General features: G+C 68.2%; 18 protein-coding genes and 2 pseudogenes. 2 read left to right on the top strand and 18 right to left on the bottom strand.

Annotated features, from left to right (window positions below):
• Window positions 1–32: 32 nt before the first annotated feature.
• From SLUN_RS30655 to ngcE, 3 genes are read right to left on the bottom strand one after another with little or no spacing between them, the layout of a single operon-like run.
• Window positions 33–977, bottom strand: a complete 945-nt coding sequence (locus tag SLUN_RS30655) for a carbohydrate ABC transporter permease (protein ID WP_108153199.1) — start codon at window positions 975–977, stop codon at window positions 33–35.
• A gap of 15 nt (window positions 978–992) precedes the next feature.
• A complete protein-coding gene (locus SLUN_RS30650) occupies window positions 993–1,925 on the bottom strand; it encodes a carbohydrate ABC transporter permease (protein ID WP_108153198.1) in 933 nt (310 codons plus the stop codon).
• Window positions 1,926–1,956: 31 nt separating this feature from the next.
• On the bottom strand, window positions 1,957–3,396 hold the full coding sequence (gene ngcE / locus SLUN_RS30645; RefSeq protein WP_108153197.1) for an N-acetylglucosamine/diacetylchitobiose ABC transporter substrate-binding protein: 1,440 nt from the start codon (window positions 3,394–3,396) through the stop codon (window positions 1,957–1,959).
• Between the two features lie 417 nt (window positions 3,397–3,813).
• Here ngcE and SLUN_RS30640 point away from each other — a divergent pair, with 417 nt between their 5' ends.
• Together SLUN_RS30640 and SLUN_RS30635 are read left to right on the top strand one after the other, a co-directional pair.
• Entirely contained in the window at window positions 3,814–7,644 is a 3,831-nt protein-coding gene (locus SLUN_RS30640) for a GH92 family glycosyl hydrolase (protein ID WP_108153196.1), read from the top strand.
• Window positions 7,645–7,847: 203 nt separating this feature from the next.
• Window positions 7,848–8,774, top strand: coding sequence for an FG-GAP repeat domain-containing protein (locus tag SLUN_RS30635; protein ID WP_108155026.1), 927 nt, complete (start codon window positions 7,848–7,850; stop codon window positions 8,772–8,774).
• An 86-nt stretch (window positions 8,775–8,860) separates the two neighbouring features.
• Here SLUN_RS30635 and acnA read toward each other — a convergent pair whose 3' ends face one another.
• The 15 genes and pseudogenes from acnA to SLUN_RS30560 all read right to left on the bottom strand — a co-directional run bounded on the left by acnA (window position 8,861) and on the right by SLUN_RS30560 (window position 25,816).
• A complete protein-coding gene (acnA, locus tag SLUN_RS30630) occupies window positions 8,861–11,590 on the bottom strand; it encodes an aconitate hydratase AcnA (RefSeq protein WP_108153195.1) in 2,730 nt (909 codons plus the stop codon).
• Window positions 11,591–11,952: 362 nt separating this feature from the next.
• Window positions 11,953–12,582, bottom strand: a complete 630-nt coding sequence (locus tag SLUN_RS30625) for an ABC transporter permease (RefSeq protein ID WP_108153194.1) — start codon at window positions 12,580–12,582, stop codon at window positions 11,953–11,955.
• A gap of 209 nt (window positions 12,583–12,791) precedes the next feature.
• On the bottom strand, window positions 12,792–14,153 hold the full coding sequence (locus tag SLUN_RS30620; RefSeq protein WP_108153193.1) for a carotenoid oxygenase family protein: 1,362 nt from the start codon (window positions 14,151–14,153) through the stop codon (window positions 12,792–12,794).
• Window positions 14,154–14,217: 64 nt separating this feature from the next.
• Complete coding sequence (locus SLUN_RS30615) at window positions 14,218–14,658, bottom strand: SRPBCC family protein (protein WP_108153192.1); 441 nt, start codon at window positions 14,656–14,658, stop codon at window positions 14,218–14,220.
• A 54-nt stretch (window positions 14,659–14,712) separates the two neighbouring features.
• Window positions 14,713–16,215 carry an MFS transporter gene (locus SLUN_RS30610; protein ID WP_108153191.1) on the bottom strand — a complete coding sequence of 501 codons (1,503 nt, stop codon included), beginning with the start codon at window positions 16,213–16,215 and terminating at the stop codon, window positions 14,713–14,715.
• A 190-nt stretch (window positions 16,216–16,405) separates the two neighbouring features.
• The gene (locus tag SLUN_RS30605; protein ID WP_217505291.1) at window positions 16,406–18,445 is read right to left on the bottom strand and encodes an ATP-binding protein; all 2,040 of its coding nucleotides are present in this window, start codon (window positions 18,443–18,445) and stop codon (window positions 16,406–16,408) included.
• 368 nt (window positions 18,446–18,813) lie between these two features.
• Window positions 18,814–19,206, bottom strand: a complete 393-nt coding sequence (locus SLUN_RS30600) for a nuclear transport factor 2 family protein (protein ID WP_108153189.1) — start codon at window positions 19,204–19,206, stop codon at window positions 18,814–18,816.
• 111 nt (window positions 19,207–19,317) lie between these two features.
• Window positions 19,318–20,559: a cytochrome P450, cyclodipeptide synthase-associated gene (locus SLUN_RS30595; RefSeq protein ID WP_108153188.1), complete on the bottom strand. Its 1,242-nt coding sequence runs from the start codon at window positions 20,557–20,559 to the stop codon at window positions 19,318–19,320.
• Window positions 20,560–21,003: 444 nt separating this feature from the next.
• Window positions 21,004–22,011, bottom strand: a complete 1,008-nt coding sequence (locus tag SLUN_RS30590) for a hypothetical protein (protein WP_108153187.1) — start codon at window positions 22,009–22,011, stop codon at window positions 21,004–21,006.
• Window positions 22,008–22,349: a PadR family transcriptional regulator gene (locus tag SLUN_RS30585; protein WP_108153186.1), complete on the bottom strand. Its 342-nt coding sequence runs from the start codon at window positions 22,347–22,349 to the stop codon at window positions 22,008–22,010. The genes SLUN_RS30590 and SLUN_RS30585 overlap by 4 nt, the downstream gene beginning before the upstream one ends.
• 191 nt (window positions 22,350–22,540) lie before the next feature.
• A pseudogene (locus tag SLUN_RS42125) lies at window positions 22,541–22,726 on the bottom strand (hypothetical protein); the annotation flags it as partial.
• A 322-nt stretch (window positions 22,727–23,048) separates the two neighbouring features.
• The gene (locus tag SLUN_RS30575) at window positions 23,049–24,149 is read right to left on the bottom strand and encodes a winged helix DNA-binding domain-containing protein (RefSeq protein WP_108153185.1); all 1,101 of its coding nucleotides are present in this window, start codon (window positions 24,147–24,149) and stop codon (window positions 23,049–23,051) included.
• A gap of 68 nt (window positions 24,150–24,217) precedes the next feature.
• Window positions 24,218–24,364 (bottom strand): annotated as a pseudogene (locus tag SLUN_RS30570) (aldo/keto reductase); the annotation flags it as partial.
• Between the two features lie 296 nt (window positions 24,365–24,660).
• A complete protein-coding gene (locus tag SLUN_RS30565; protein ID WP_108153184.1) occupies window positions 24,661–25,074 on the bottom strand; it encodes a DUF1761 domain-containing protein in 414 nt (137 codons plus the stop codon).
• A 163-nt stretch (window positions 25,075–25,237) separates the two neighbouring features.
• Complete coding sequence (locus tag SLUN_RS30560; protein ID WP_108155025.1) at window positions 25,238–25,816, bottom strand: DinB family protein; 579 nt, start codon at window positions 25,814–25,816, stop codon at window positions 25,238–25,240.
• Window positions 25,817–25,851: the final 35 nt, after the last annotated feature.

Below are 25,851 nucleotides of genomic sequence, written 5' to 3'. Positions count from 1 at the left end.
GCCTTCGCCGAGCGGGGGTACTGCCGAGCGGGCTACTTGAGCGTGCCGGCGGTCAGGCCGGACTGGACCTGCCGCTGGAAGGTGAGATAGACGACGATCACCGGGAGCATGGCGATCGTCATGCCGGCGAAGATCACCGGCAGATCGCCCTCGTAGCCCTGCTGCTGGTTCAGCAGCACCAGGCCCTGGGTCAGTACGGAGCGGTCCTTGTCGAAGCCGCTCTGCTGCTGCATCAGCGTCATGGGCAGGATGTACTGGTTCCACTGGCCCAGGACATTGAAGATGGCGACGCTGAGCAGGCCCGGCTTGGCCATGGGCACCATGACCTGGAAGAAGATCCGAGTGTGCGAGGCACCGTCGATGACCGCGGCCTCATGGATGGCGGTCGGCAGGGTCCGGAAGAACGCGTGCATGAAGAAGACGGTGAACGGCAGCGAGTAGGCGATGTACACGAGGATCAGGCCCTGGTACGTGTTCAGCATGCCGAGCATGTCGACCAGGAAGTACAGGGGCACCAGGCCCAGGTACACCGGGAACATCGCGCCGGCGACGAAGAAGTAGTAGAAGAAGCGGTTGCCGGGGAACTCGTAGCGGGCCAGTGCGTACGCGGCCATGGCCCCGAGCAGCATGGTCAGCGGGATCGAGAAGGCCAGCACGATCAGGGTGTTGGCGAAGTAGTCCCCGATCCCCTTGTCCCAGGCCCGGGTGAACGCGTCGAAGTTCCAGTTCGACGGCCACGACCAGGCGCTGGCGCCGATCTCCGAGTCGGTCTTGAAGGAGCCGAGGAGGAGCCAGATGAGCGGCAGGACGATCATCACGGCCCACAGCAGGAGGAAGCCGTGGGAGAAGACGTTGAGGACCCTGCCCTCGCCGGCGCCTCCGGCGGCGCCGGAGCGGTCCCCGTCCCCGTCCTTCGACACGCGCGGACCGGGAACAGCTGCCTTCTTTGCTCCGGAATTCAACCGGGTGTATGACATGGCGTGCTTCCCCGCTCAGTATTCGATGCGCTCGCGGCGGCTGACCCGCAGCGTGACGAGGGACAGGAACAGCGTGAGCAGCATGATGACGACACCCATCGCACAGGCGTAGCCGCTCTTCCCGAAGGAAAGGAAGTTGCGCATCAGATAGGTCGCCATGACCTCGCTGTTGTGGTCGGGCCCGCCTCCGAAACTGTTGCCCGGTGTCATCACCGAGATCAGCGCGAAGCAGTCCATGGCCAGAATCGCGAGATAGACCCACGCTGTCTGCACGGTGTCCCACAGCAGCGGAAGGGTCACCTTGAAGAAGGACTGGACGCGGCTCGCGCCGTCGAGCAGCGCGGCCTCGTAGATTTCCCTCGGAACCGACTGCATCGCCGCGGAGAACAGCACGAGATAGAAGCCGACGCCCCACCACAGGAGGACGAAGGCCACGCACCACAGCACCAGATCCGGGTCGTTGAGCCATTCGATCGGATGCGCGGGGTCGGAAAGCCCGAGCTTGATGAAGACGCCGTTGATGAGGCCGGCCACATCGCCGCGGTAGATCGCCCTCCAGAGCACGGCGAGGATGGCGATCGACAGCACATGCGGGACGAAGAAAAGAATCTTGTAGATTCCCGAGCCCCGGACGCCTCGGATTCCTCCGGACCCGCCCCGCCCGCCCACGTTCACCATGAACGCGAAGAACAGGGCGAGCAGGATGGTGGCGATGGGGAGGAAGACCAGGAGCAGGATGTTGTGCCAGAGAGCCTTCAGGAACACGTCGTCGGAGAACAACGCGGTGTAGTTGTCCAGTCCGACGAAACTCATCTCCTGCGACTGGCCCTGCCAGTTGGTGAAGGAGTATCCGAAGGTCTGAACGTACGGCCAGATCATGAAGACCGCGTACAGCATGACCGGAACGATCAGAAATCCGGTGACGAACCGGTACTTTCCCTGTTGCATGGCACCCTGCCCCTGGTTTTCCCGGACTCCGCTACGGACGCTTGTTGTTCTTGCTGGCCGGGTCCTTGGCGGCCTTGTCGACAGCGGCCTGCGCCCGCTTGAGCCACTCGTTCGGGGGGATGCGCTTGGCCATCAGCTCGGCGGATGCCGTACGGATGGTCTCGTCCATCTCGCTGTACCAGGTGGTGTAGAAGTAGTCGAAGCGCTGCTCGACCGGGCAGGCATCCACGGCTGCGACGGCCGACGTGGTGCCGGGGCGCAGCGTGACGCTCTTGTCCACGCCGTCCTGCACGATGGTCAGCGAGTTGGCCTCCTGGGCGAACTTCGTCGACCACTCCTTCGAGACCATCATGCGCAGGAACTCAAGGCCGCCCGTCTTGTTCTTGGCCTTCTCCGGGACGACGAACGGCTCACCCGCGCCGGCCCGGATCGCCTCGAACGGCAGCTTGCTGCCCGGCAGCAGCGGCATCGGCAGGAACTTCATGTCGAAGCCCTCCGGGGTCTGCTTGAGCTGCTCGTTCTCCAGCCAGGAGCCGGAGGGGATGAAGACGGCCTTGCCCTTGTTCCACGCGGTCTGCGACTCGATGTGGTCCAGGGCGTTGGTGCCCGGCATCAGCAGGCCCTTCTCGACGATCTCGTACATCGCCTCGATGGACTGCTTGGCGGCGTCACTGCCGACGAAGGCCTTGGGGTCGAGGTTGTCGATCGCCTTCATGGCGTCCAGACCACCGGTCTTGGCGATCAGGTCCATGATCATGACGTTGACGTAGTACGGGTGCTTGCCCTGGTGGGCCAGGCCACCGATGCCGTCCGCCTTGGCTTCCTTCATGATGGTCAGGAAGGCGTCCCAAGTCTTCGGCACCTCCCAGCCCTTGTCCTTGAAGAGCTTGCCGGAGTACCAGACACCCCAGACGGTGTACACGTACTGGAGGGCGTGCATCTTGCCGCCGATGAAGCCCTTGTCCGCGGTGCCCGGGATCAGGACGTCCTTGACCTTCTTGTTCGGGTCGTCGTACGAGGGGGCTTCGAGCAGCTCAGTGAGGTCGGCGAGCTGGCCGTTCTTGTGCAGCACATCGAGCTTGATCTGCTGGGCGCCGGAGTTGTCGATGACGTCCGGCGGGTTGCCGGCGTTGAAGCGGGGCTGGAGCTTGCCGGTGATCTCCTGTGTGCCCAGGTGGCTGATCTGGGGGCCCCACTTGGCCTTGTACAGCTTCTCCCACTCGATGGCGTACTGGTCGCCGAAGCCGCCCTTGAAAATGACGACGTCCAGCGTGCCGCCCTTGGCCACACCGAAGGGGTTGTCCTTCGTGACCTTGCCCTTCGACTTCTCCTCATCCTTGCCGCTGCTGCTGCTCGCGCAGGCGGACAGGAAGCTCATCGTCGGAACCGCGATCAGGCCGAGTGCGGCCGACCGCTTGATCAGATCGCGACGGCCAAGGCCCTCATTGTTGTGGGCGGAGGTGGATCCCATGCTCAAGTCCTCGCCTTCTCCAGGACTCAGGCGGTGTACCGGTCACCCGTTCGTATTCGCCTAGGCGAAGGGCCCCGCCACCGCGGTCAGTTGCGCTTGGGGTCGTGCGTGGTTGGCAAAGGGACGGTCGGAACACCGGCAGGCAATGCGCAGGCTTCCCCACCATCCCCCGCCCCCCGCGTCCGCCGCCGTGTCTGTGACAAGGCTATGCAGACGCCGACAGGTATAGTCCACTTCCCGCCAGGTGGGCAAGATCGAATGCAGGTTTGAGCGGCAGTCTTTCCCGAGTTGAGACCTCGGGCATATCCGGGATATTCAACACCCTTGACACCACTGCACACTTGCCTCCCTACTGGATCCTGCGGATCGCGCCTGACAACGTTGTCCAACACTTTTCCAACGGAGGAAGAGACAGGGATGCAGCCCAGACCTGGACCTCGGCAGAGAACAGCCCATGCGGCCGCCCTGGTGGCGGCCGCATCACTTCTTGTGGTGACGGCGCAGTCGGCCGCCATCGCCCCGCCCGCCCAAGCCGCCGGACCCGACCGGGAGTTCAGCTCCTCCTTCGAGGCGGACGAAACACGGCCCGACTGGCGCAATACCGTCGAAGTCGGTGCTAACGGACAGAAGCGGGCATCCGGTGTCAACGGCGGCTTCGCCAGCGGAATTCCGGGCAATATCACCGACAAGGTGACAGAGCTGCGCGCCAGCGGCGAGAACGCCGGCGCGGGCGAGACCAAAGAGAATCTGGTCGATCTGCAGCCGGGCACCAAATGGCTGGGCTTCGAGCCCACCGCCTGGATCGAGTTCGACACCGACGAGCCGGTCAAGGTCGTCACCTATGCGCTGACATCGGCGAATGACCACGCCGAACGCGACCCCAGGGACTGGACCCTCAAGGGCTCCGCCGACGGCAAGGAGTGGAAGGTCCTGGACTCCCGCGAGGGCCAGACCTTCGAGAAGCGCTTCGAGACCAGGACGTACGACATCGCCGATCCGGCGAACGTGACGGCGTACGCGCACTACCGCCTGGAGATCACCAAGAACAACGGCGCCTCCGACGCCACCCAGCTCGCCGACGTCCAGTTCTCCAACGGCGACACCAGCACGCCCGTGCCCGACGACATGCGCAGCCAGGTCGACCGCGGCCCCGGCGGCTCCCCCAGCGCCAAGGCGAACGCCGGATTCACCGGCACGCGGGCCCTGAAGTACGCGGGCACCCACAAGCCGGACGGCCGGGCCTACTCGTACAACAAGGTCTTCGACGTCAACACGGCCGTGCGCCGGGACACCGAGCTCTCGTACCGGATCTTCCCCTCCCTGCCGGAGACGGATCTCAACTACCCGGCCACGAATGTGTCGGTGGACCTCGCCTTCACCGACGGCACCTATCTGAGTGATCTGAAGGCCGTCGACTCGCACGGCGGACTGCTGACCCCGCAGGGCCAGGGCGCCGCCAAGCGCCTCTACGTCAATCAGTGGAACCAGGTCGCGTCCGGGATCGGCAGTGTCGCGTCCGGCAGGACCGTCGACCGGATCCTGGTGGCGTACGACTCCCCCAAGGGCCCGGCGAAGTTCCAGGGCTGGATCGACGACATCTCGCTGAAGCCGAAGGCTCCCGAGAAGCGGCTCGCCCATCTGTCGGACTACGCCTCGACCGTCCGCGGCACCAACTCCAGCGGCTCCTTCTCGCGCGGCAACACCTTCCCGGCGACCGCGGTCCCGCATGGCTTCAACTTCTGGACACCGGCGACCAACTCGGCCTCCAAGAGCTGGCTGTACGAGTACGCGCGCGGCAACAACGCGGACAATCTCCCCGCCGTGCAGGCCTTCAGCGCCAGCCATGAGCCGAGTCCGTGGATGGGCGACCGGCAGACCTTCCAGCTGATGCCGTCCGCGGCGGCCGGCACCCCGGACACCGACCGCACCAAGCGTGCCCTCCCCTTCCGCCACGAGAAGGAGACCGCGCGCCCGCACTACTACGGCGTCACCTTCGAGAACGGCCTCAAGGCCGAGATGACCCCGACCGACCACGCGGCGATGATGCGCTTCACCTATCCCGGTGACGACGCGAGCGTCATCTTCGACAACGTCACCAAGGAGGGCGGCCTCACCCTCGATCCGGGCACCGGCTCGTTCACCGGCTTCTCGGACGTCAAGAGCGGACTGTCCACGGGTGCCACACGGCTCTTCGTGTACGGCGTCTTCGACGCGCCGGTCACCGCATCGGCCGCCGACGGCGTCACGGGCCATCTCCGCTTCGACGCGGGCGAGGACCGCACGGTCGGTCTGCGGCTGGCCACGTCGCTGATCAGCGTCGACCAGGCGAAGAAGAACCTCGCCGACGAGATCCCGGCGGGCACCCGCTTCGAGCGGGTGAGGGACCGGGCGCAGGACGCCTGGGACGACCTGCTGGGCAGGGTCGAGGTCGAGGGCGCGAACCACGACCAGCTCACCACGCTCTACTCCAGCCTGTACCGGCTGTACCTCTATCCCAATTCCGGGTTCGAGAACACCGGCACCACGTCCCGCCCCAAGCAGCAGTACGCGAGCCCCTTCTCGCCGATGACGGGACCCGACACCCCCACCCGTACCGGCGCGAAAATCGTCGACGGTGAGGTCTATGTCAACAACGGCTTCTGGGACACCTACCGGACGACCTGGCCCGCGTACTCCTTCCTCACGCCGGAGAAGGCGGGCGAGCTGGTGGACGGATTCGTCCAGCAGTACAAGGACGGCGGCTGGATCTCCCGCTGGTCCTCGCCCGGCTATGCCGACCTGATGACCGGCACCAGCTCGGACGTGGCCTTCGCCGACGCGTACGTCAAGGGCGTGGACTTCGACGCCGAGGCGGCGTACGAGGCGGCGCTGAAGAACGCGACGGTGGTCCCGCCGAGTTCGGGCGTCGGCCGCAAGGGCATGGAGACCTCGCCGTTCCTCGGCTACGCCTCCACCGAGACCCATGAGGGCCTGTCCTGGTCGCTGGAGGGCTACCTCAACGACTACGGACTCTCGGAGATGGGCCAGGCCCTCTACAAGAAGACCAGGAAGGCCCGTTACAAGGAGGAGTCCGAGTACTTCCTCAACCGGGCCCGCAACTACGTCACGCTCTTCGACTCCAAGGCCGGCTTCTTCCAGGGCCGCGACCCGAAGGGCGACTGGCGGGTCCCGTCCGACACGTACGACCCGCGGGTGTGGGGCTACGACTACACCGAGACCAATGGCTACGGCTACGCCTTCACGGCCCCGCAGGACTCCCGCGGTCTGGCCAATCTCTACGGCGGCCGCCCGGGTCTCGGCGAGAAGCTCGACACCTACTTCTCCACCCCGGAGACGGCCTCCCCCGAGTTCGTCGGCTCCTACGGCAGCGTCATCCATGAGATGACCGAGGCCCGTGACGTACGCATGGGCATGTACGGCCACTCCAACCAGGTCGCCCACCACGTCACATACATGTACAACGCCGCCTCGCAGCCCTGGAAGACGCAGGAGAAGGTGCGCGAGGTGCTCTCCCGCCTCTACACCGGCAGCGAGATCGGGCAGGGCTACCACGGCGACGAGGACAACGGCGAGCAGTCGGCCTGGTACCTCTTCTCCGCGCTCGGCTTCTACCCGCTGGTGATGGGCAGTGGCGAGTACACGATCGGCTCGCCGCTCTTCACCAGGGCGACCGTCCATCTGGACAACGGCCGCGACCTGGTGGTCAAGGCCCCGAAGAACAGCGCAAGGAACATCTACGTCCAGGGTCTGAAGGTGAACGGCAAGTCCTGGAACTCCACGGCCCTGCCGCACGACCTGATCGCACGGGGCGGCACGCTGGAGTTCGCGATGGGCCCGAAGCCGTCCTCCTGGGGTACGGGCAAGAGTGCCGCCCCGGTCTCCATCACCCAGGACGACAAGGTGCCCTCGCCGCGCCACGATGTGATCGCGGCAACGGGTCCGCTCTTCGACAACTCCTCGGCGACGCAGACGTCGTTCGAGTCGGCGGAACTGCCGGTGGCGTCGAGGACCCGGGCGGTGCAGTACACGCTCACGTCGGCCACGAAGGACAAGGCTCCGGCGGGCTGGGTGCTGCAGGGCTCGGACGACGGGACAACCTGGAAGGACCTGGACAAGCGGTCCGGCCAGATCTTCGCCTGGGACAAGCAGACTCGCGCCTTCACCATCGGGGCACCTGGGTCGTACACGAAGTACCGGCTGGTGGCGACGGGTTCGGCGACGCTCGCGGAGGTCGAGCTGCTCTCCTGATCGTTTCACGTACGTCACCCATCACGAAGGCCCGCATCCGGTTCCGCCGGGTGCGGGCCCTTTCGTACCGTACGGAAGCCTCTCCCGAATCGCTCGTTCCGCTTCAAACCGGTTGCCCCGTAAGGACATTGTGCAAGGATCATGAAGACCCTGCGATGACCACTCGAGGTAGATCGCGCCTCATCACGCACATGGAGAACTACGTGGCCATACTTTCCGGCCGTAAGGGCGGACGCGTGCTCTCGCGTCTCGCCGTCGCCGCCATATCGGCTGCCCTGGTCGGCACCTCCGCCGGAGCGGCCGTGGCCGACGCCCCGGCTCCTCAGCCGCTGAAGGGCGTCGACGTCGGCCGCCTGCTTGCGGCGCCGTCGAACGCGCCCGCCGCGGCGCAGGCCCCCGCCGCGCCGGTCTACCTGCTCTGGGCGGTGGACAAGAAGTCCGACGCCTACCTCTACGGCCCCAACGGGAAGGGCGGCTTCGCCGCCCGCAGCTACGTCGCGAGCGGCTGGGGCCCGGTCAAGTACGTGACCTCGATGGACATCAACGCGGACGGCGAGCACGACGGCGCCTGGAGCTGGGACACCGCCGGCAACGTCTTCTTCGCCGACGACACGAGCAGCCGCCGGGTGGGCAAGGGCTGGAACATCTACAACCTGGTCCTGTCGCCGGGCAACCTCGGCGGTACCGTGCCGGACGACATCCTCGCCCGGGACAACGCCGGTGTGCTCTGGCTCTACAAGGGCAACAGCAACGGCACGGTCGCCGCGCGCGTGAAGGTCGGTCCCGGCTGGAACGGCTACTCGCACATAACCGGCAAGGCCGACCTGTCCGGCGACGGCCGCACGGACATCCTCGCCAAGGACAAGACCGGCGCCCTGTGGCTCTACAAGGGCACGGGCAACGCCGCCGCGCCCTTCTCGGCCCGCACCAAGGTCAGCGCCGGCTGGAACATCTACAACAAGGTCATCGCCAACGGTGACCTGAACCTGGACGGCCGGGCGGACGTCGTCGTGCGCGACGCCGCGGGTGCGCTGTGGATGTACAAGGGCAGCGGCAAGGCCACCGCCCCGTTCAACACCCCTCGCGTCAAGGTCGGCTCGGGCTTCAACATCTACCCCAAGCTGTTCTGATCCGGCAGCTGCCGGCACCGTAGCCCACGCGGAAGGGCCGCACCCCGTCACCGGGATGCGGCCCTTTCGCTGCCGTACGGCCGTGCTTACTTGCGGATCAGGCTCCGCAGCACGTACTGCATGATGCCGCCGTTGCGGTAGTAGTCCGCCTCACCGGGGGTGTCGATGCGGACGACCGCGTCGAACTCCACACCCGTGTCGGTGGTCACCTTGACCGTGCGCGGGGTGGTGCCGTTGTTCAGCTCGGTCACGCCGGTGAAGGAGAAGGTCTCCTCGCCGGTCAGGCCGAAGGACGCCGCGGAAGCACCCTCCGGGAACTGGAGCGGCAGGACACCCATGCCGATGAGGTTCGAGCGGTGGATGCGCTCGTACGACTCGGCGATGACGGCCTTGACGCCGAGCAGCGCCGTGCCCTTGGCGGCCCAGTCGCGGGACGAGCCGGAGCCGTACTCCTTGCCCGCCAGGATCACCAGCGGGGTGCCGGCGGCCTGGTAGTTCTGCGAGGCGTCGTAGATGAAGGAGACCGGCGCCCCTCCTTCACCTTCGGCGGACTGCGTGAAGTCGCGGGTGTAGCCGCCCTCGGTGCCCGGCGCGATCTGGTTGCGCAGGCGGATGTTGGCGAAGGTGCCGCGGATCATGACCTCGTGGTTGCCTCGGCGCGAGCCGTAGGAGTTGAAGTCACGGCGCTCGACGCCGTGCTCCGTGAGGTACTTGCCGGCCGGGGTGTCGGCCTTGATGGCACCGGCCGGGGAGATGTGGTCGGTGGTGACCGAGTCGCCCAGCTTGGCCAGCACGCGGGCGCCGGAGATGTCCGAGACCGGGGTGGTCTCCATCGTCATGCCCTCGAAGTACGGGGGCTTGCGGACGTAGGTGGACTGCGGGTCCCACTCGAAGGTGTTGCCGGTCGGGATCGGCAGCGCCTGCCACTGCGCGTCGCCCGCGAAGACGTCCTGGTAGGACTTGTTGAACATGTCCTCGCCGATGGAGTTGGCGACGACGTCGTTGACCTCGGCCTCGGTCGGCCAGATGTCCTGCAGGTAGACCGGCTTGCCGTCCTGGTCGATGCCCAGCGCGTCCTTGGTGATGTCCACCTTCATGGAGCCCGCGATGGCATACGCGACGACCAGCGGCGGGGATGCCAGGTAGTTCATCTTGACGTCGGGGTTGATGCGCCCCTCGAAGTTACGGTTGCCCGAGAGGACGGACGTAACAGCCAGGTCGTGCTCATTGACGGCCTTGGAGACCTCCTCCGGCAGCGGGCCGGAGTTGCCGATGCAGGTGGTGCAGCCGTAGCCGACGAGGTTGAAGCCGACCTTGTCGAGGTAGGGGGTGAGCCCCGCCTTGTCGAAGTAGTCGGTGACGACCTTGGAGCCCGGGGCGAGCGTGGTCTTGACCCACGGCTTGCGGGTCAGGCCCTTCTCGACCGCCTTCTTGGCCACCAGCGCGGCGGCGACCATGACGTACGGGTTCGAGGTGTTGGTGCAGGAGGTGATCGCGGCGACGGTGACGGCGCCGTGGTCGATCTCGTACGTCGAGCCGTCGGGAGCGGTGACCAGCGTCGGGCGGGTCGGCACGCCGTTGTGCTCGGCGGGGGCGTCGGAGGCCGGGAAGGACTCCTTGCCCGCCTCGTCGTCGTTGTCGACGTAGTTGCGGACGTCCTGCGCGAACTGCTCCTTGGCGTTGGCCAGGATGATGCGGTCCTGCGGGCGCTTCGGTCCGGCGATCGAGGGGACGACCGTGGAGAGGTCGAGCTCGAGCTTCTCGGAGAAGTCGGGCTCGGCGGCCGGGTCGAGCCACAGGCCCTGCGCCTTGGCGTACGCCTCGACGAGCGCGACCTGCTGCGCGGAGCGGCCGGTCAGGCGCAGGTACTTCAGGGTCTCGTCGTCGATCGGGAAGATCGCGGCGGTGGAGCCGAACTCCGGCGACATGTTGCCGATGGTGGCGCGGTTGGCGAGCGAGGTGGCGGCGACGCCCTCACCGTAGAACTCGACGAACTTGCCGACGACGCCGTGCTTGCGCAGCATCTCGGTGATCGTGAGGACCAGGTCGGTGGCGGTGGTGCCGGGCTTCAGCTCGCCGGTCAGCTTGAAGCCGACGACGCGCGGGATGAGCATGGAGACCGGCTGGCCGAGCATCGCGGCCTCGGCCTCGATGCCGCCGACGCCCCAGCCCAGCACACCGAGGCCGTTGACCATGGTGGTGTGCGAGTCGGTGCCGACGAGGGTGTCGGGGTACGCCTGGCCACCCCGGACCATGACGGTACGGGCCAGGTGCTCGATGTTGACCTGGTGGACGATGCCGGTGCCCGGGGGGACGACCTTGAACTCGTCGAACGCGGTCTGGCCCCAGCGCAGGAACTGGTAGCGCTCCTTGTTGCGGCCGTACTCCAGCTCGACGTTCTGCGCGAAGGCGTCGCTGGTGCCGAACTTGTCGGCGATCACGGAGTGGTCGATGACCAGCTCGGCGGGCGCGAGCGGGTTGATCTTGGCGGGGTCGCCGCCGAGCTCCTTGACGGCCTCACGCATGGTGGCGAGGTCCACGACACAGGGCACACCGGTGAAGTCCTGCATGATCACGCGGGCCGGCGTGAACTGGATTTCCTGGCTCGGCTGCGCCTGGGAGTCCCAGTTGCCGATGGCCCGGATGTGGTCGGCGGTGATGTTCGCGCCGTCCTCGGTGCGGAGCAGGTTCTCCAGCAGCACCTTCAGGCTGTAAGGGAGGCGCGCGGAGCCCTCGACCTTGTCCAGCTTGAAGATCTCGTACGACTCGTCGCCCACGCGCAGCGTGCTGCGGGCGTCGAAGCTGTTCGCCGACACGACAGTCTCCTTCATCAATGTGCGCGTACTACCTCAATGCTGCCGCCACGGCTTTTCGCCGATCCGCTAAGGTAAGGCTTAGTTAGGTCACCCTTACCGGATGGCGGCTGCGGTACGCCTTCGGCAGATATCTCGATGTCGAGATAACTCTAGTACATGACCGCTGCCCGGTCATGCCCGGACCAGGTGACCGGTCTCATCCAATCGAGTCGGTTACTCAACGAACCCAGTCGTTTCGCCCTCTGTCTCAGTGAACCTAGTCGTGCGGGTGATCGCACTGGGGGTGCTGAGTGGCTTTACCGGCCGGGGTGGATCTTGCGGGGCCACTCCGTCCACGACAACAGCTTCTTACTGCTGGGCCGTCAGTGCTGGGGATGCCCTGCGTACTGAATGAGGCGGCGGCGTTCGAGGACCGCGGCGAGGGCGTAGGCACCGCCGCCTGCGATGGCGAGGACCCAGTAGAGGCCGGGGGTGCCGAGGAAGAGCGCCGCGGTGGAGGCCAGAGCCAGCCAGACGCCGAGGCTGTAGTGCAGCAGGTTGCGGCGTGCGGCGCCTTCGGCGAGGTAGAGCAGGCCGACGATGAGGCCAGAGCCGGCGGGCCAGAGGACGGGCTGCAGTTCTGGCATGTCGAGGGCGGACGTCAGGCCGGTGATGGCGAGGAACAGGGCGGTGAAGGCGGCGATCCAGGAGGCGCCGAGCAGTTGGCCGGAAAGGACGTCCGGCCCGGTAGCCCCGCGCTGGGCTCGCAGGGCGGCGACGGTGGCCTGGGTGATGCCGGTTGCCAGCCCGATTCCGAGGAGTGTGGTGGGCAGCCAGCCGGGCAGGCCGAGCAAGGGGCTGTCGCCCCGGGAGACTGCGGCGGCGCCGTGTCCCAGCAGGTAGGCGAGTCCGAAGCTGACGTAGGCCGCGCGGTTGTCGACCTCGTTCACGAGACGACTCGGGGTGGCACTGGCGCTGGCAGCGACCGGAGAGTCAGGGGCTGCGATGGACATGGGGGAATCCTCCAGGGTGGCTTACGGATGTGAGTGAGGGGTTCGGGAACAGCTCCGGCCGGTGTGCAGCAGCCGGGCCGCGGCGGGGTCGGTGACCTGACCCCGACAGTCACCGCCCCCAAGGGGTGGTGGGCGGCTCCGGGAGCGTCAGCCCGGAGCCGCCCACCGGCGGTCGTCCCCGGCTGTGCCGCGCTCCGGGACGGTGTGGGTCAGTCCTCGCCGTTGTCCAGGGCGCTGTCGGGGATCCAGGAGCCGTGGATTCCGGCGGTCACGCGGCGGGGCAGGTGGACGGTGGCGATCCGGTCGAGGCCGGCGGCGTCCAGGACCAGCAGTTGCGAGGCGTCCTGCTTGAGGTCGGAGATGACGGTGAGCAGGTAACCGTCGTCTTCGTTGGTGGCGCCGGCCGCGGGGACGAACACCGCTTCGCTGGGCAGCCGGGCGTCGCCGACCTGGTGGATGCGGCGGGCGCCGGTGGTGCGGTCGTACTTGACGACGCCGTAGCCCCCGAAACCTTCCTGGTCGGGGAAGGACACCGCGTACTGGTAGCGGTGCTCGGCGCCCAAATAGTCCTCGTTGAGGGTCGGAAACTCCACGGCGAGGTCGTCGATGATCTGCTCGTCGACGGTACCGGCCGCAGTGTCGATCACCCAGCGTCGGGTGTAGGAGCGGGTGTTGGGCTCGGTTCCCCGCTCGGGCGCGCCGACCCACCAGTTCCAGGAGAGCTGAAACCCTTCGCGGTCCACGGTGGGGCCTTCCAGAACGATGCGGCCCTGGCCGTCCTCGTAGGCGTTGGCGACGTGCAGCATGTTGCCGGGTTCTATGGAGAACCAGCGGACGTGCCGGGCACCATCGCCTGTGCGGGGCATGACGCCGATGCGGGAGGGCTGCTGGTCGCTCCAGCCGTAGGGGATGCCGGAGTGCTCGGCGGGGTCGAAGGTGACGTTGCCTTCGATGAAGACGACGTGGCGGCGGGTGATGGCGAAGTCGTGCTTGAGTGAGGCGGTCGCCCCCGGGATCTCGGCGCTGTGGACGATCTCGCCCTTGGCGTCTGAGACGTAGTACACGAGATAGGGCGCGAACGGCGAGGAGCCGAAGAAGTGGAGCTCCCCCGTCACCGGGTCCTCCTTGGGATGTGCGGTCATGGCCGTGCGCAGCCTGCCGTTGAAGTCATGGGCGCCGACCGTCTCCAGGTCCGGGGTGAGCTCGAAGGGGAAGTTCGCCTCGCACAGTGCGAGCAGTCGTCCGGCGTGCTCGATGACGTGGGTCCCGGCGGTGCTCACGGTCAGGTCCGGGCCGCGCTCGGTCATGTAGGGGGCGCCGTCCAGGGCGGGGGTGTGCACCCAGCGGTTGCGGTACCACTCGGCGCGGCCCTCGCGGAGCCGGATCCCGTGGACCATGCCGCTGCCCTTGAACCAGTGGGTCGGGGTGACGCCGGGCTTGGGGTTGTGGCTGTTGCGGATCAGGCGGCCGGTCAGTTCGGTGGGCAGGGTGCCCTCGACGGTGAGGCCGGTGGCGGTGATCTCGTCGGCGACGGGGGTGTAATGGCCGGTCAGGTAAGGCTTGCTGCTCATGTTCGGGTCCTCGGACTTCGTCGTCGTTGTCGTACGTGGTGTGTGTTGTTTTGGGGTGTGGGAGTCAGGTCGTCTGCTCGGCGCGGGCCTTGAGGCAGTCGAGCCAGCTCTCCAGGGAGGTCTTCAGGGCCGTGGCGAGTTCGTCGGCCGCGGCGTCGACGGCGTCTCCGCTCCAGGACTCTTCGGTGTGGACGATGACGTGGTCGCCGGACTGCTCGAAGGTCCATACGTGGATGCCGACGATGCCCTCGACGGTCCCGCCCCAGACGATCCGCTGTTCGGGGATCAGTTCGTGGATGGTGGAGGTGATGTTCAGCCCGTGGGTGCGCCAGGTGAAGTCGGTGCCGACCGCCGCCGGTCCGCTGAGCCTGGCCCGGTCGATGTTGGCGTTCCAGACCGGCCAGTTGTCGATGTCGGTGTGCAGCGACCACACGGTGGCGAGCGGGGCGTCGACGGTCGTCGTCAGGCTGACGACGACGGGGGCGGTGGAGTCAATGGTGTGCATGTGATGGCCTCATCGGTGGTGGTGGATTGGGTTGGTTCGGCTTCGGGTGCTGGATCAGGCGGTGGGGGTGCAGTGGGCCGCCCGGTCCTGTTGGGGCGGCGTCGTGGAAGCAGGCGCGGTGGGCGGGAGGATGTCGCGGGTAGTGCGGCTGCGGCGGGTGAGCGGCAGGGCGAGGAGTGCGGCGGCGGCCAGAACCGCGGACGAGACCGTGAAGGCGGCTCGGTAACCGGCGCTGAGCGCCTCCACATGGGGCTGGTGGGTGGATGCCTGGGCGGTGACGGAGCCGGCCAGGGTGGCCAAGGCGGCGAGACCGATCGCGCCGCCGACCTGGCGGGTGGTGTTCACCAGCCCACCGGCCAGACCCGCGTCCTGTGGCGGGACACCGTCCATGGCGAGTGCGGTGAGCTGGACGAAGGCGATGCTCAGGCCGAGTCCGACAAGGATGCTCGGACCGAGGACGTCGACGAGGTAGCTCCCGTCGGCGCTGAGCCGTGACAGCCACAGCAGTCCGGCGGCCTCGGTGAGCAAGGCCGCGGTCACCGTTGCGGTGCCGCCGATACGCCGGGAGATGCGAGGTGCGACGGCGGCGCCGAGCATATTGGCCACGGCGAGCGGGAGTTGGCCCGCTCCGGTGGCCAAGGGGTCCATTCCGAGGACCTGCTGCTGGTAGAGCGGCAGGAAGAAGAACAGGGCGATCCACACGGACCCCAGAAGGGCCATCAGCAGGTTTCCCGCGGCGACGCGGCCGGTGGTGATCAGTCGCGGAGGTATCAGCGCGTTCGGCCGGCGGATCTCGATCACGGCGAAGGCCGCGAGCAGCGTGCCGGCACCGGCGAGGGCGCCGAGCACTTGTACGTCCGTCCAGCCGGTGCCGCGCGCGGTGGTCAGGCCCCAGACCAGGCAGGTCAGGGCGAGTGTGACGGTGGCGGTGCCCAGGAGGTCGAATCGTGCGGACTCCCGAACAGCAGCCCGCGGCACGAGGGCCGCCACGGCGATGAGGACCAGCAACGCCCCGAGCGCAACGGAGTGGAAGATCCAGGGCCAGCCCCATGCCTGGGTGAGCAGGCCGCCCAGAAGGACGCCTCCCGCTCCTCCCGCGCCGGATACTGCGCCCCACACGCCCAAGGCTCTGCCGCGTCCAGGGCCGGACGGGAACAGGCTCATGGCCAGGGCGAGTGCGGCTGGGGCGATCGCGGCGGCGCCGAGTCCCTGAACGGCGCGGGCGGCGATCAGGACGCCCGCGGAGGTGGCCAGTCCTGCTGCCAGCGAGGCCCCAGCGAACAGCGCGAGACCGGCGATCAGCACCCGGCGGCGGCCGAGCAGGTCGGCCGCCCGCCCCCCGGCCAGGAGCAGCGCACCGAACGCCAGGCCGTAGGCGTTGATCACCCAGGTGGTGCCGTCGGCCGACAGGCCAACCCCAGCACGGATCTGCGGCAGCGCCACGTTCACTATCGAGGTGGCGAGCATGACGGTGAACTGCGCTGCGGCGAGCGCCGCGAGCACGGCCCCCGGCCGGCGAGCGGGGGATGCCTGGTCGTTCGTGCGTCCAAGGTTCATGGCGCACAGCCTCGTGTCAGGCGGTGTCCACTTTCCATGCTCGGCAGGGGCGTTGACTGTCCAGTCCTGTCCGCACCTGTCCACGAGGAGCCCTGCCACGGATGTACGCCGGCACACGGCGTAACCGTGCTGAGCCCCCCACGGCTACGGATCCACGCGCGGCATCACGAAAATGTCGCCGGAGCCGGCTTTACGTGTACGTCGGCACCGTGCGCCCGTGGTCGTCGTCGGGGCCGTGCAGTTCCCACTGCCACAGGGCCTCGCAGAGCAGGTCCAGACCCTGGCGGAGGTGGCGACGGTAGGTGCCGTAGGGCAGGCCGAGGCGCCGGGCGGCGGCTTCCTGGGTGGGTGCACCGGAGAAGTACCCCGCGGTCAGGGCTTCGCGTGCGCGCACTCCACGCGGGTCACGGGCGAGATCGTCGACGGCTTGGCGCAGCAGGGCGCGCAACTCTTTGACGGGGTCGTCGAAGTCGGCCGCGAGACGGGCGCGGAGCAGGGCACAGGCGGTGAAGGCGCCTGCATCTCGCCAATGCGCCAGGGCTTCGCGTACGGCTTGGTCGAACGTGGTGCGTGAGATGCCCGAAGGCCCGGACTCGGCGGGCACATCGGTGGCTGATATGAAGCGGCGGAGCCAGGTCTCGACGGGCACCTGGCGCCAGTCGACGCTGAACAGTCCGTAGGTGTGCTCACCGACTCGCGGTCGCGCACCGGTGTCCGCGAGGGTGCCCTTGACCCGCACGGCCCAGGCGTCGGCGTCCTGGTAGACGGCGAAGCCGTATGCGCGTCGGCGGGCACGGGCGGCTTCCGCCTGGGCCCGGGAACTGCTCAGGTCGATGACGCGCGAGGGGACCTGGTACCGCTCGGGGTAGATCGAGAAGCGGCTTATGCCGATGTGCTCGCCGGGGCTCACGGGCGCGGTGGCGTCGGTGTGCTCCCAGGCTGCCGCGACGACGGGATCGGTGGCCAGGTCCTGGGGGTCGGGTGGGGCCGGCAGGACGAGTCGAGCCGTGAACGCCACGATCCGGCCTGTGCTCACGAGACGGTAGACGCTGAATGCCTGCGGTTGGCGCTGCGCCCAGTAGCGGACGAGGTCCGCGGAGGCGGGGCCTTCGGTCTGCTCGGCCATGCGTAGTACGACATCGATGTCACCTGGCTGCAGGGGGCGGTCGTGCACCTCGTCCTCGCGGGACCATGTGCGCAGGCGCGCCAGGGTTTCCACCTCCTTGAAGAGGTAGAAGAGTTCGTCGGTGACGGTCCACACACGCTCCTCGGGTGCCTCGCGCAGTATGCGCAGGTACTCCTCCGCCAATCGCTGGCGCATCGTCACGAAGGCATGGGGTGCTCGCCAGCGCAGGTCGGCGGCCAGCGTCTCGCGTGCGGCGTCGTGCGGGTGGAGCCCTCGGTGCGTGGACTCCATGAAGGGCAGGTCCCTCAGCCAGGAGAAGAGCAGGTGGGCGTCTTCCTCGGGCAGTACCGAGGAAAGCAGTTCCTCGGACGTGGAGTGTGCCTGTGCCGCCACCTCCAGGGCTCGGCGGTGGGCCGCCGTGGGCACCTCTCCGATCAGGCCTGCCAACAGGGTTCGCAGGACGTCGGCCGAGGGAGCCCAGATCTCCTCCTTGTTCCAGCCTGCCGATCCTGCTCCTGCGGCGGCCGCAAGGGACAGGGCCAGCGGGTTGCCTCCGGCGAAGCGGAGCACCCGGTCCCGCAACTCGGGCCGGAGCCGCGCCGCGGCCAGCAGACTCCGGGCCTGTTCATCGACGAACGGCTTCAGTTCGGTGACGTGCAGGACCCCGGACCACGCGGGATCGGCGCTCCACTGCGCCTGCGGCGCGAGGCGGCCGGCCAGAACAGCCAGGGCGCCGTCCGCGGCGCGAGGGAGGAAGTGCTGCCACAGCCAGCTCTCGAGCCATTGGCAGTGCTCGAAGGAGTCGACGAACAGGACCGTGCCGGGAACGTCCAGAAAAGGTGCGGCCGCGCGCTCGAAGTCGGCGGGGTCCCGGCTGACGAAACGGCCGTCGAGTTCAACCGGCAACCGACCTGCCGAACGGACCTGGTCCGCCAGACGCCGCACCAGAGTCGACTTGCCGATGCCGCCCGGCCCGAACGCGTAGAATACGAAGGGCGCCTGTGGATCTCCGGTCAAAGCCTCCCCGAAGCGACCGAGTTCCTCCTCCCGGCCGATGAAAGCCCGCACTCGCGCGCTGCTCAGTCTCTCCCCCACGGACCCCATGACGGCTCCCCCTCCCCGTGTCCGGCACCGGACGGTCATGCCCGGACGTACCACCGAGCCTCGCGGTGGCAGGCACCGGGACGAGGCGCCCGAATGGCGGCAGGTCCGGTCCGGTTCTCCTCTTTTCGCCGCCCTGCTCCAGGCCAACGACGGCCGTTCCTCGCCCGTCATCGACAGTGGTGTCGTATCGGGCACGTCGGAGGGTCGCCATCGATGGAGCCGCTACGCCTTTAGGGATCCTAACAACAGCGTTGCACGTGTCACTGGCCGGTTCTTGACGCCGGGACGACGGTTGCGGTGATTGCCGGCTTCGGACGGCCCCGGGGGCTGGTGCGCAAAGAAGGAGCTCTTTCTGCAGGTTTCCAGCGTCAGTTGATGAGTCCCAGGTTCCGGTCGTCGGGGTGGCCGGTGAGCAGGAGGGTGGTTTCTTCGACGCGATGGAAGCGCCCGTCGGGGGCGTACTGGCCGAAGAGGTACACCTCGGTGCGGGACGTACGGCCGCTGTGCTGGGTGAGGGTGACGGTGTGACGGTCGGCGTAACGCAGTCCGTCGCGGAATTCGTCGTGCACCTCGATGTGGCCGCTGCGGACCAGGGAGCGGAGGCGTGTCATGTGCTGGGCGAAGGCGGCACGGTCGCTCCACACGCCGTCGGTGCGCTGACGGTAGTCCGGGGTGAAATGCCGGTCGAGGGCTTCGGCAAGGCCGAGGCCCGGGTTGAACAGCAGGTCGTTGATGGCTCGGGTGATGTCGGTCGGTGTCACTGAAGTCTCTTTCTGGAGGGGTGGCGGGTCAGGGCTTCCCCGGCTCCCGGGGCCGGGGAAGGTTGATCGCCGGCCGGTCTGCTCGAGGCCGGGGCGGGGGGTGTGCAGGTGTCAGTCGTGGCCTGGGACGCCTTCGTGTACGGGGGTGAAGTCCAGGGACAGGGAGGCGGGGCCGCGGGTGTACAGGCCGGTCTCCCGGTAGCGGAAGTCGGGGCTGTAGTGGACCTGGTCGAGCAGGGGGATGAGCATCGCGGCGACGGTCTCGATCTCGGCGCGGGCGAAGGCTGCGCCCACGCACTGGTGGAGTCCGGTGCCGAAGGCCAGGTGCTGGGCGGCGGCGGTGAAGGAGCGGGCGGTGCCCAGGTCCGGACGGTGGATGTCGAAGGTGTCCGGGGCGGTGAAGGCGTCGGGGTCGCGGTTTGCCGCGCCGATCATGCAGAAGATGGTGGCACCTACCGGGACGGTGGTGCCGGCGAACACGGCGTCCTTCTCCGACTGGCGGGGAATGAGCTGGACCGGCGGGGTGTAGCGCAGGGTCTCGGCGATCGCGGCGGGCAGCAGGGTCGGGTCCTGGCGGACCTGGGCCATCTGCTCAGGGTGGTCGATCAGGTGCTTGATGAGCAGGGCGAGGGTCTTGTCAGCGGGCTCGGTGGCGGCGGCCAGGACGTTGATGATCAGCGCGGTGACGTCGCGATTGCTCATGGCGATGCCGTCGAACTCGGCGGTGCACAGCGTCGATATGAGGTCTTCGCCGGGATGGCGGCGCCGCTGTTCGATGAGGGGGACGAGGTAGGCCTCCAGTTGCTCGGCGCAGTCCAGGCAGTGCCGACGGCGTTCCGGGGTGAGGACGATGCTGGTGATGAACTCGGCGACCCCGCTGTGCCAGGCGGCGACCTGCTGCCAGTCCTTCTTGTCCAGGCCGAGGACGTCGAGCGTCACATAGACGGCGAGGGGCTTGCCGAAGTCGTTGACGAGGTCCACCCGGCCCCGGGGAAGGAAGGGCGCGATGAGCTCGGCGGCGTTGGCGCGGATGGCGCGTATCTGGTCTTGCAGGGCCTGTCCGGTGAAGCCCCGGACGACGATCTTTCGTTTGGCGGTGTGCTCGGCCCCGGTCATCTGGGCGAGGACCGGTCCGCGCATCACCGGCTCGGCGCGTACCTGCAGCGTCTCGGTGCTGAACGCCTGATGGTCGGTCAGCACCCGCTTCACGTCCTGGTAGCGGGACAGGAAGTAGCTGTCGATCGCCGGCTCGTAGTGGACAGGTGCCCGTTCCCTCAGCCCGGCGAAGTACCGGTAGGGGGCGGCGGCGAAGTCGTCGGACAGGACACTGAAGCCGGTCTCGGCTCTGGGCATGGCAGGGAATCTCTCAAGGGAAGGGGCAAGGAGGGGACGGCATCTGCTCGCCGAGTTCTCAGGCGGGGGGTGGGCGTCGGCGTCCTGGACCGCAGGGGTCCGGCAGAAGGAACGGCTGGTCCGGGTGAACCCCGAGGCCCATGTCGGGAGTCGAGTCGGCGGCTGCGTGGGACGCTCCTCGATGAGGCGGGCGAGCTGCGGCGGACCGCGCCGACGGCTTCGGCGCCCTGAGGGGAGCGCACGAGTTCATCGTCTCGGCAGTTGGGGGCCGCACTCGCGCGCTGCTCGGTCTTTCTCCCTCGGACGCCATGACGGCTCCCACCCCGGTGTTCAGCACCGGGCGCCGTTGCCCGGAAGTCCCCGCCGGCCCCTACGGCGGGCTGATGGACAGGGCTCCCGTCAGGGGGCGCCGTCGACAGCAATCCTACGGAGCCGGCGATGCGGTTATCGCTGGGGCGAGCTGTCGCGTTGCCTGCGCACCAGGGGGACGGCAAGGAGCGCCAGGTTCACGGCGAGTGCGCCGGCGGCGAGTGCGGTTTGCCAGAACGGGCCGCCGGAGGCGAGATTGCCCACCAGATAGCCGGTGAGGATCACGGCAAGTATCGCGTTCTGGATGTCGCTGCGCAGCCACCACCGTTCGCGGGGAGACTCCTCTTCGGACAATCGCAGCGCGTACAGTTCTACGGGCCCGAACTCCTCTTCCGGCGCGCGTTCGGTGGCGGCGAGGTGGTCGGCGGCCTCCCTGGTGAGCTCTGCGGCACGTGCGCGGGGTACAGCGTGGCGCTCTTCGAGCAGCTGGGTCAGTTGGCGGAGCCAGTGCTCACGCCCGACCGTGTTCAGAGCGTCCGTCCGAGGTTGCATGGTGACTCCTTCAGGGTCTGCTGTTGGTTTGTTCCGTGTGGCCCACCCGAGCAGCGCGAGGCCCAGTACGCACAGGACAGGGGCGGGTAGGTGGCCGAAGGGCTTGCGGGAGAGGGCGGTGAAAGCCGTCGCGCCGAGCACCGTTGCGGCGGCCAGGAGCACCCACCCCGCGGCGCGCCGTCGGGAGCGCGAGGCGGTGGCCGCGAGGTGGCCGCCCGTCAGGGCTATGGCGATGAACGATGAGCCGACCAACCCGCCAGGGGTCAGGGCCAGCGTGAATCCGTTTGCGACCCACAGACAGGCGCCGGCCACCAGAGCGGCCACACCGATCGGGGCGAGTGCGGCGCAGAATGTCGCCGCAGGTGTCTGGCCGCCCCGGTGACGAAGTCGTTCCTCGGGAGGGATGCGCTCGCCGGCCACAGTGGCGGCGTACGCCTCCGGCGTGCCGAAGGCGTCCTCAGGGCTCTCACCGCTGTCCGCGCAGTGCTGCGCGACCTCGTCCAGCACCGTGTTCGTGAGGGTGCTGTCCACCGATTGTGCAGCCAGTGCCAGTCGAAGCCTTGCGTTCCACCGGATGACCTCATCCGTCATGGCAACTCCTTCGTACCGTGGGCCAGGAGTTGATCCATCGCGTCGGAGAACTGCTTCCAGCCGGTGGTCTCTTCACGCAGCCGGGCTCGCCCCGCGTCGGTGAGCCGGTAGACCTTGCGGCCCGGCCCGCCCTCACCGGGCTCCCATCGCGCCTCCACCACCCCTTCCGTCTCGAGTCGACCGAGCACCGGATACAGCGCGCCGCCACGGACAGTGCCGAATCCACGGGCAGTCAACTCTTGCACCAGCGCATACCCGTGCCGGTCGCCCTCAGCAAGCACGGCGGCGAGCGCCAGTGGCAGCACCCCACGCAACCAGCCGGTCTCCACAGCGGCCATCGATAGTCACCTCCGCTCCCTACTCTGTGAGTTCGACTAGTTCGATCTCATGCTAGTGAATCACGCACCGGTACCACGTCAACAGCCGCCCCATGGAACAAGGTTGTGCCGTATACGGCGAGGACGATGTGTCCCTCGACCATCCCGACCCGACGCAGGCCCGGCCGTGGTCCACTGGTCGATGACCATGGTCATGACCCGCCGTCCCACCCGGTCACGCCCTGCGCGAGCGTGAAGCGGCCCGGCGCGGGCTCGGCCAGCCGGCCGCGGGCCACCAGGCGTTTCGCCTTCGACCGCCGTGCCTCCACCCGCGCCGGCACCACGTCCATGCCGAACACGGCGGCCATCTCCTGGCAGGTCGGCGGCCCTTGATCCCTCGGCGTCCGGCACGGTCCGGTCGGCCGGGCGTGGCCCTGCCCGGTTTCGTCTGCCGGGGCCAGCACCTCGCCGACCCGTGAGCGGGCGATGGCCTACTCCGGCTATTCCTCGCTCTGGCAGGCGGCGAGACGGCGGTGGTCGGCATCGCCACACGGTCGATCACCGTTCCGGTGTTCATCGACGAGGACCTGGAGGCGCGTGGGCGGCGTGGGTCCCCTGTCATCGTGGACAGGGGACAGACCGTGCAGGCCCTTCGACAGCGTGAACCGGAGCGCGCCACCCGATCCCGTACTCAGGGGAAGCACCGCGCGGGTGTGTCGCTCAGCAGGGAGACGCGGCGATCTGGATGCGGTGGCTGTCGTTGTCGGAGAGGAACGACGCCAGCGCCTGCCCCTGTTCGGCGACGGTGGTGCGGTCGGCTCGGGAGAAGCGGCCCAGCGGGGTGACGATCACGGTGCCTGCCTCAACGTTCCAGGTCGCGGCGACCCGGCCGTCGACCAGGACAACGCGAGCGCCGGCGACCGACAGGCCGCGGTGGGCGTCGTCGATGATCCGGCTGCGGTCGTGGTAGCCGAGGATCGCGTTGTCGAACGCCGGCAGGAACCGCACCGGGGCGGGTGTGTCGGGGTCGGGGCGCGGCGCGTCGGGAAGGTCCAGGAGTTCCCGGCCTCGCTCGTCGCGGAAGGTGACCAGCTCCTCGCGTATCGCGGCGACCGCGGCCGGGAGCCCGGCGAGGCCGCACCAGGCGCGCAGGTCGGCCGAGGCGGCGGGGCCGAACGCGGCCAGATAGCGCCGTACCAGCGCCTGGCCAACCGGATCGGAGCCGTCCGGGGACGGTGGGTCGATCTCGCGCCCCAGCCAGGAGGAGAGCAGGACGTTGCGTACTCCTGCCCTGGTGCGCCAGAGCCCGCGCGGCGGCAGCTGCGCCACCGGGAGGAGGGCGGCGATCACCATCTCCCCCAGTGCCCGCGGCCCCGGCGCCGGCCAGCGCTCGACGAGCGCCCGCGCGAGCTCGGTCATCGAGTGCGGCTCGCCGTCGGCCATCACCGCCTGTCCCGCTGCGGCGAGTTCGTCGAGATCCACCCCGTCGAGCTCGCGGCGGTAGACACCGAGCACCCGCTGGCGCAGCATAGCTTCGTGGCGGGCCCGCCAGGCCAGAGCGTCGCCGGCGGTGACGAGGTGGACGGTGCGGCGCATGAGGTGGGTCCGCACCACGCTCCGCCGGATGAGCTGGTCCGAGAGCACCGCCGGGTCGAACGCGCGCAGCCGCGACCAGAGCCCGACGAACGGTTCCTGGGGTTCCTGCGCCTGCAGACCGCCGAGGTGCGCGACGGCGTCGAGGACCGGTACGTCGGCGCGATCGAGCAGCAACTGCCGGGCCAGCGTCGCGCGGTTGAGCGCCCGGGTGTCGAGAACGGTCATCGGGGTCATGCCGCGACGCGCCCGTCGGCCGATCGTCGGCGTAGCGACGCGCGTTTGATGGCCGGCGGCGTGTTGGACAAGTTGATCCCCGAGTCCAGTGCCCGGTGGATGATCCGGACGCCGTCGTCGCGGTCGGTGTTACCGCCCTGTCCGAACATTACGGCGCCCAGGCAGTAGGGGCTGACCTGAATACCTGTCCGCCCCAGATCGCGCATCTTCACGGTGACGCCGTTCCCTTCGATTTCATGCAGGAGCCGAGTGGGTGGTGAATCTCGGGTTCTCGTCGGCTTACTCATGGACGCTGATCTCTAGCCGGATAGCCGGACAGAAGGATGGAAGTGGCGAAGAGCATGATCTGGATTAGGGTCGCGGCCTTTGTTGACGGCGACACCAGCGCGTCAGATGTTGTCATTCAGACGGCAGGGGGGCATGGACTACTGCCTTGCCCGCCTGCCGTGGTGAGCGCACGTCAGCGCAGAGAGCCATTCGGCGCTCTACCGCCGGCAGTGGTCTAGATTGCCACCAGAATCGCGCTGACCAGCACACTTCCGACCAGATTGTATGCTCCGGAGATCAGTGAATAGAACAGGGGTCGCGGGAAATTGGGGTTTATCGCGATGTTGACCGTGTTCGCCACCAAGTATCCGGCTCCGACGATCAGACCGAACAACAGGGCGTCCGGATAGGAGTCGATCCTCAACGCGGCCATCAGAACCGCGCTGGTGATGGTTATCACCAGCGAGGTCAGGGCCGGTCCGGCATAAAAGAGGGCGGATCCCTCTGGCGCCGCTGACGCGTCCCGCCCCAGCGAGATGTTGTAAGCCTTGTTGAACAGGAGCGCGAACCACAGGGCGCCCATCAGGAAAAAAGCGAGGAAGGCGACCAGGACACCGATCCAGTTCACATCGCCCAGAACATTGAACATACTCGTCTCCGTACTGCTGGTTGGTGATAATCGCCCGCCTGGCCCGGCAAAGCCGCGGGACCGGGGCCGGGGCCGGACGGCGAGCAGTCGCCGCCCCGCCCCGGGATCCCCTGGGTAACACCGGTCAGGACGATGGCCCGATCCGGCAGGGCCCCGTCACCGCTCAGGTCGACTTCTGGCCGTCGAGCGTCTCGCGCAGGATGTCCGCGTGCCCGGCGTGCTGGGCGGTCTCGGCGATGACGTGCATCAGCACCCGGCGCACGCTGCGCACCGCTCCCGGCTCGTTCCAGGGCGCCTCCGGCAGCGGGTGCGTCGCCGACAGGTCGGGCACGGAGGCGATGACCTTCTCGCTCCGGGCGGCGACCTGCTCGTAGCGCGCGACGATCCCGTCCAGCGTCTCGCCGGGCAGCATCCGGAAGTCGTTCTGGTGGTCGATCGCCCACTGCGGGAACTCGCGTGCGGTACCGGCCGTGAGGTCGGCCCAGGTGACACCGTCGGGGAGGTCGTAGCGCATCGCCGACGGGCCCTCGGCCACGAAGCGCAGCCATCCTTCCTCGATGGACGCGACATGCTTGATCAGCCCGCCCAGGCACAGCGCGCTGACCGTCGGATGTTCGCCGGCCTGCTCGCCGCTGAGCCCGCGCGCCGTGTTGGTCAGGGCGGATCGCACGGTCGCGAGCTGGGCGAGCAGGTCGGCCCGTTCGGCGTCGACAGTTGAGGGTGGCGTGGTCGTGGCGGTCACGGTGATCGGGCCCTTCCGGTCGTTCTCGTTGTCTG

Source organism: Streptomyces lunaelactis (genome assembly GCF_003054555.1).
In the GTDB taxonomy this organism is placed as follows: Bacteria; Actinomycetota; Actinomycetes; order Streptomycetales; family Streptomycetaceae; genus Streptomyces; species Streptomyces lunaelactis.
The sequence above is the reverse complement of the archived record's forward strand: the minus strand, read 5'-3'. Positions and strand labels throughout refer to the sequence as shown.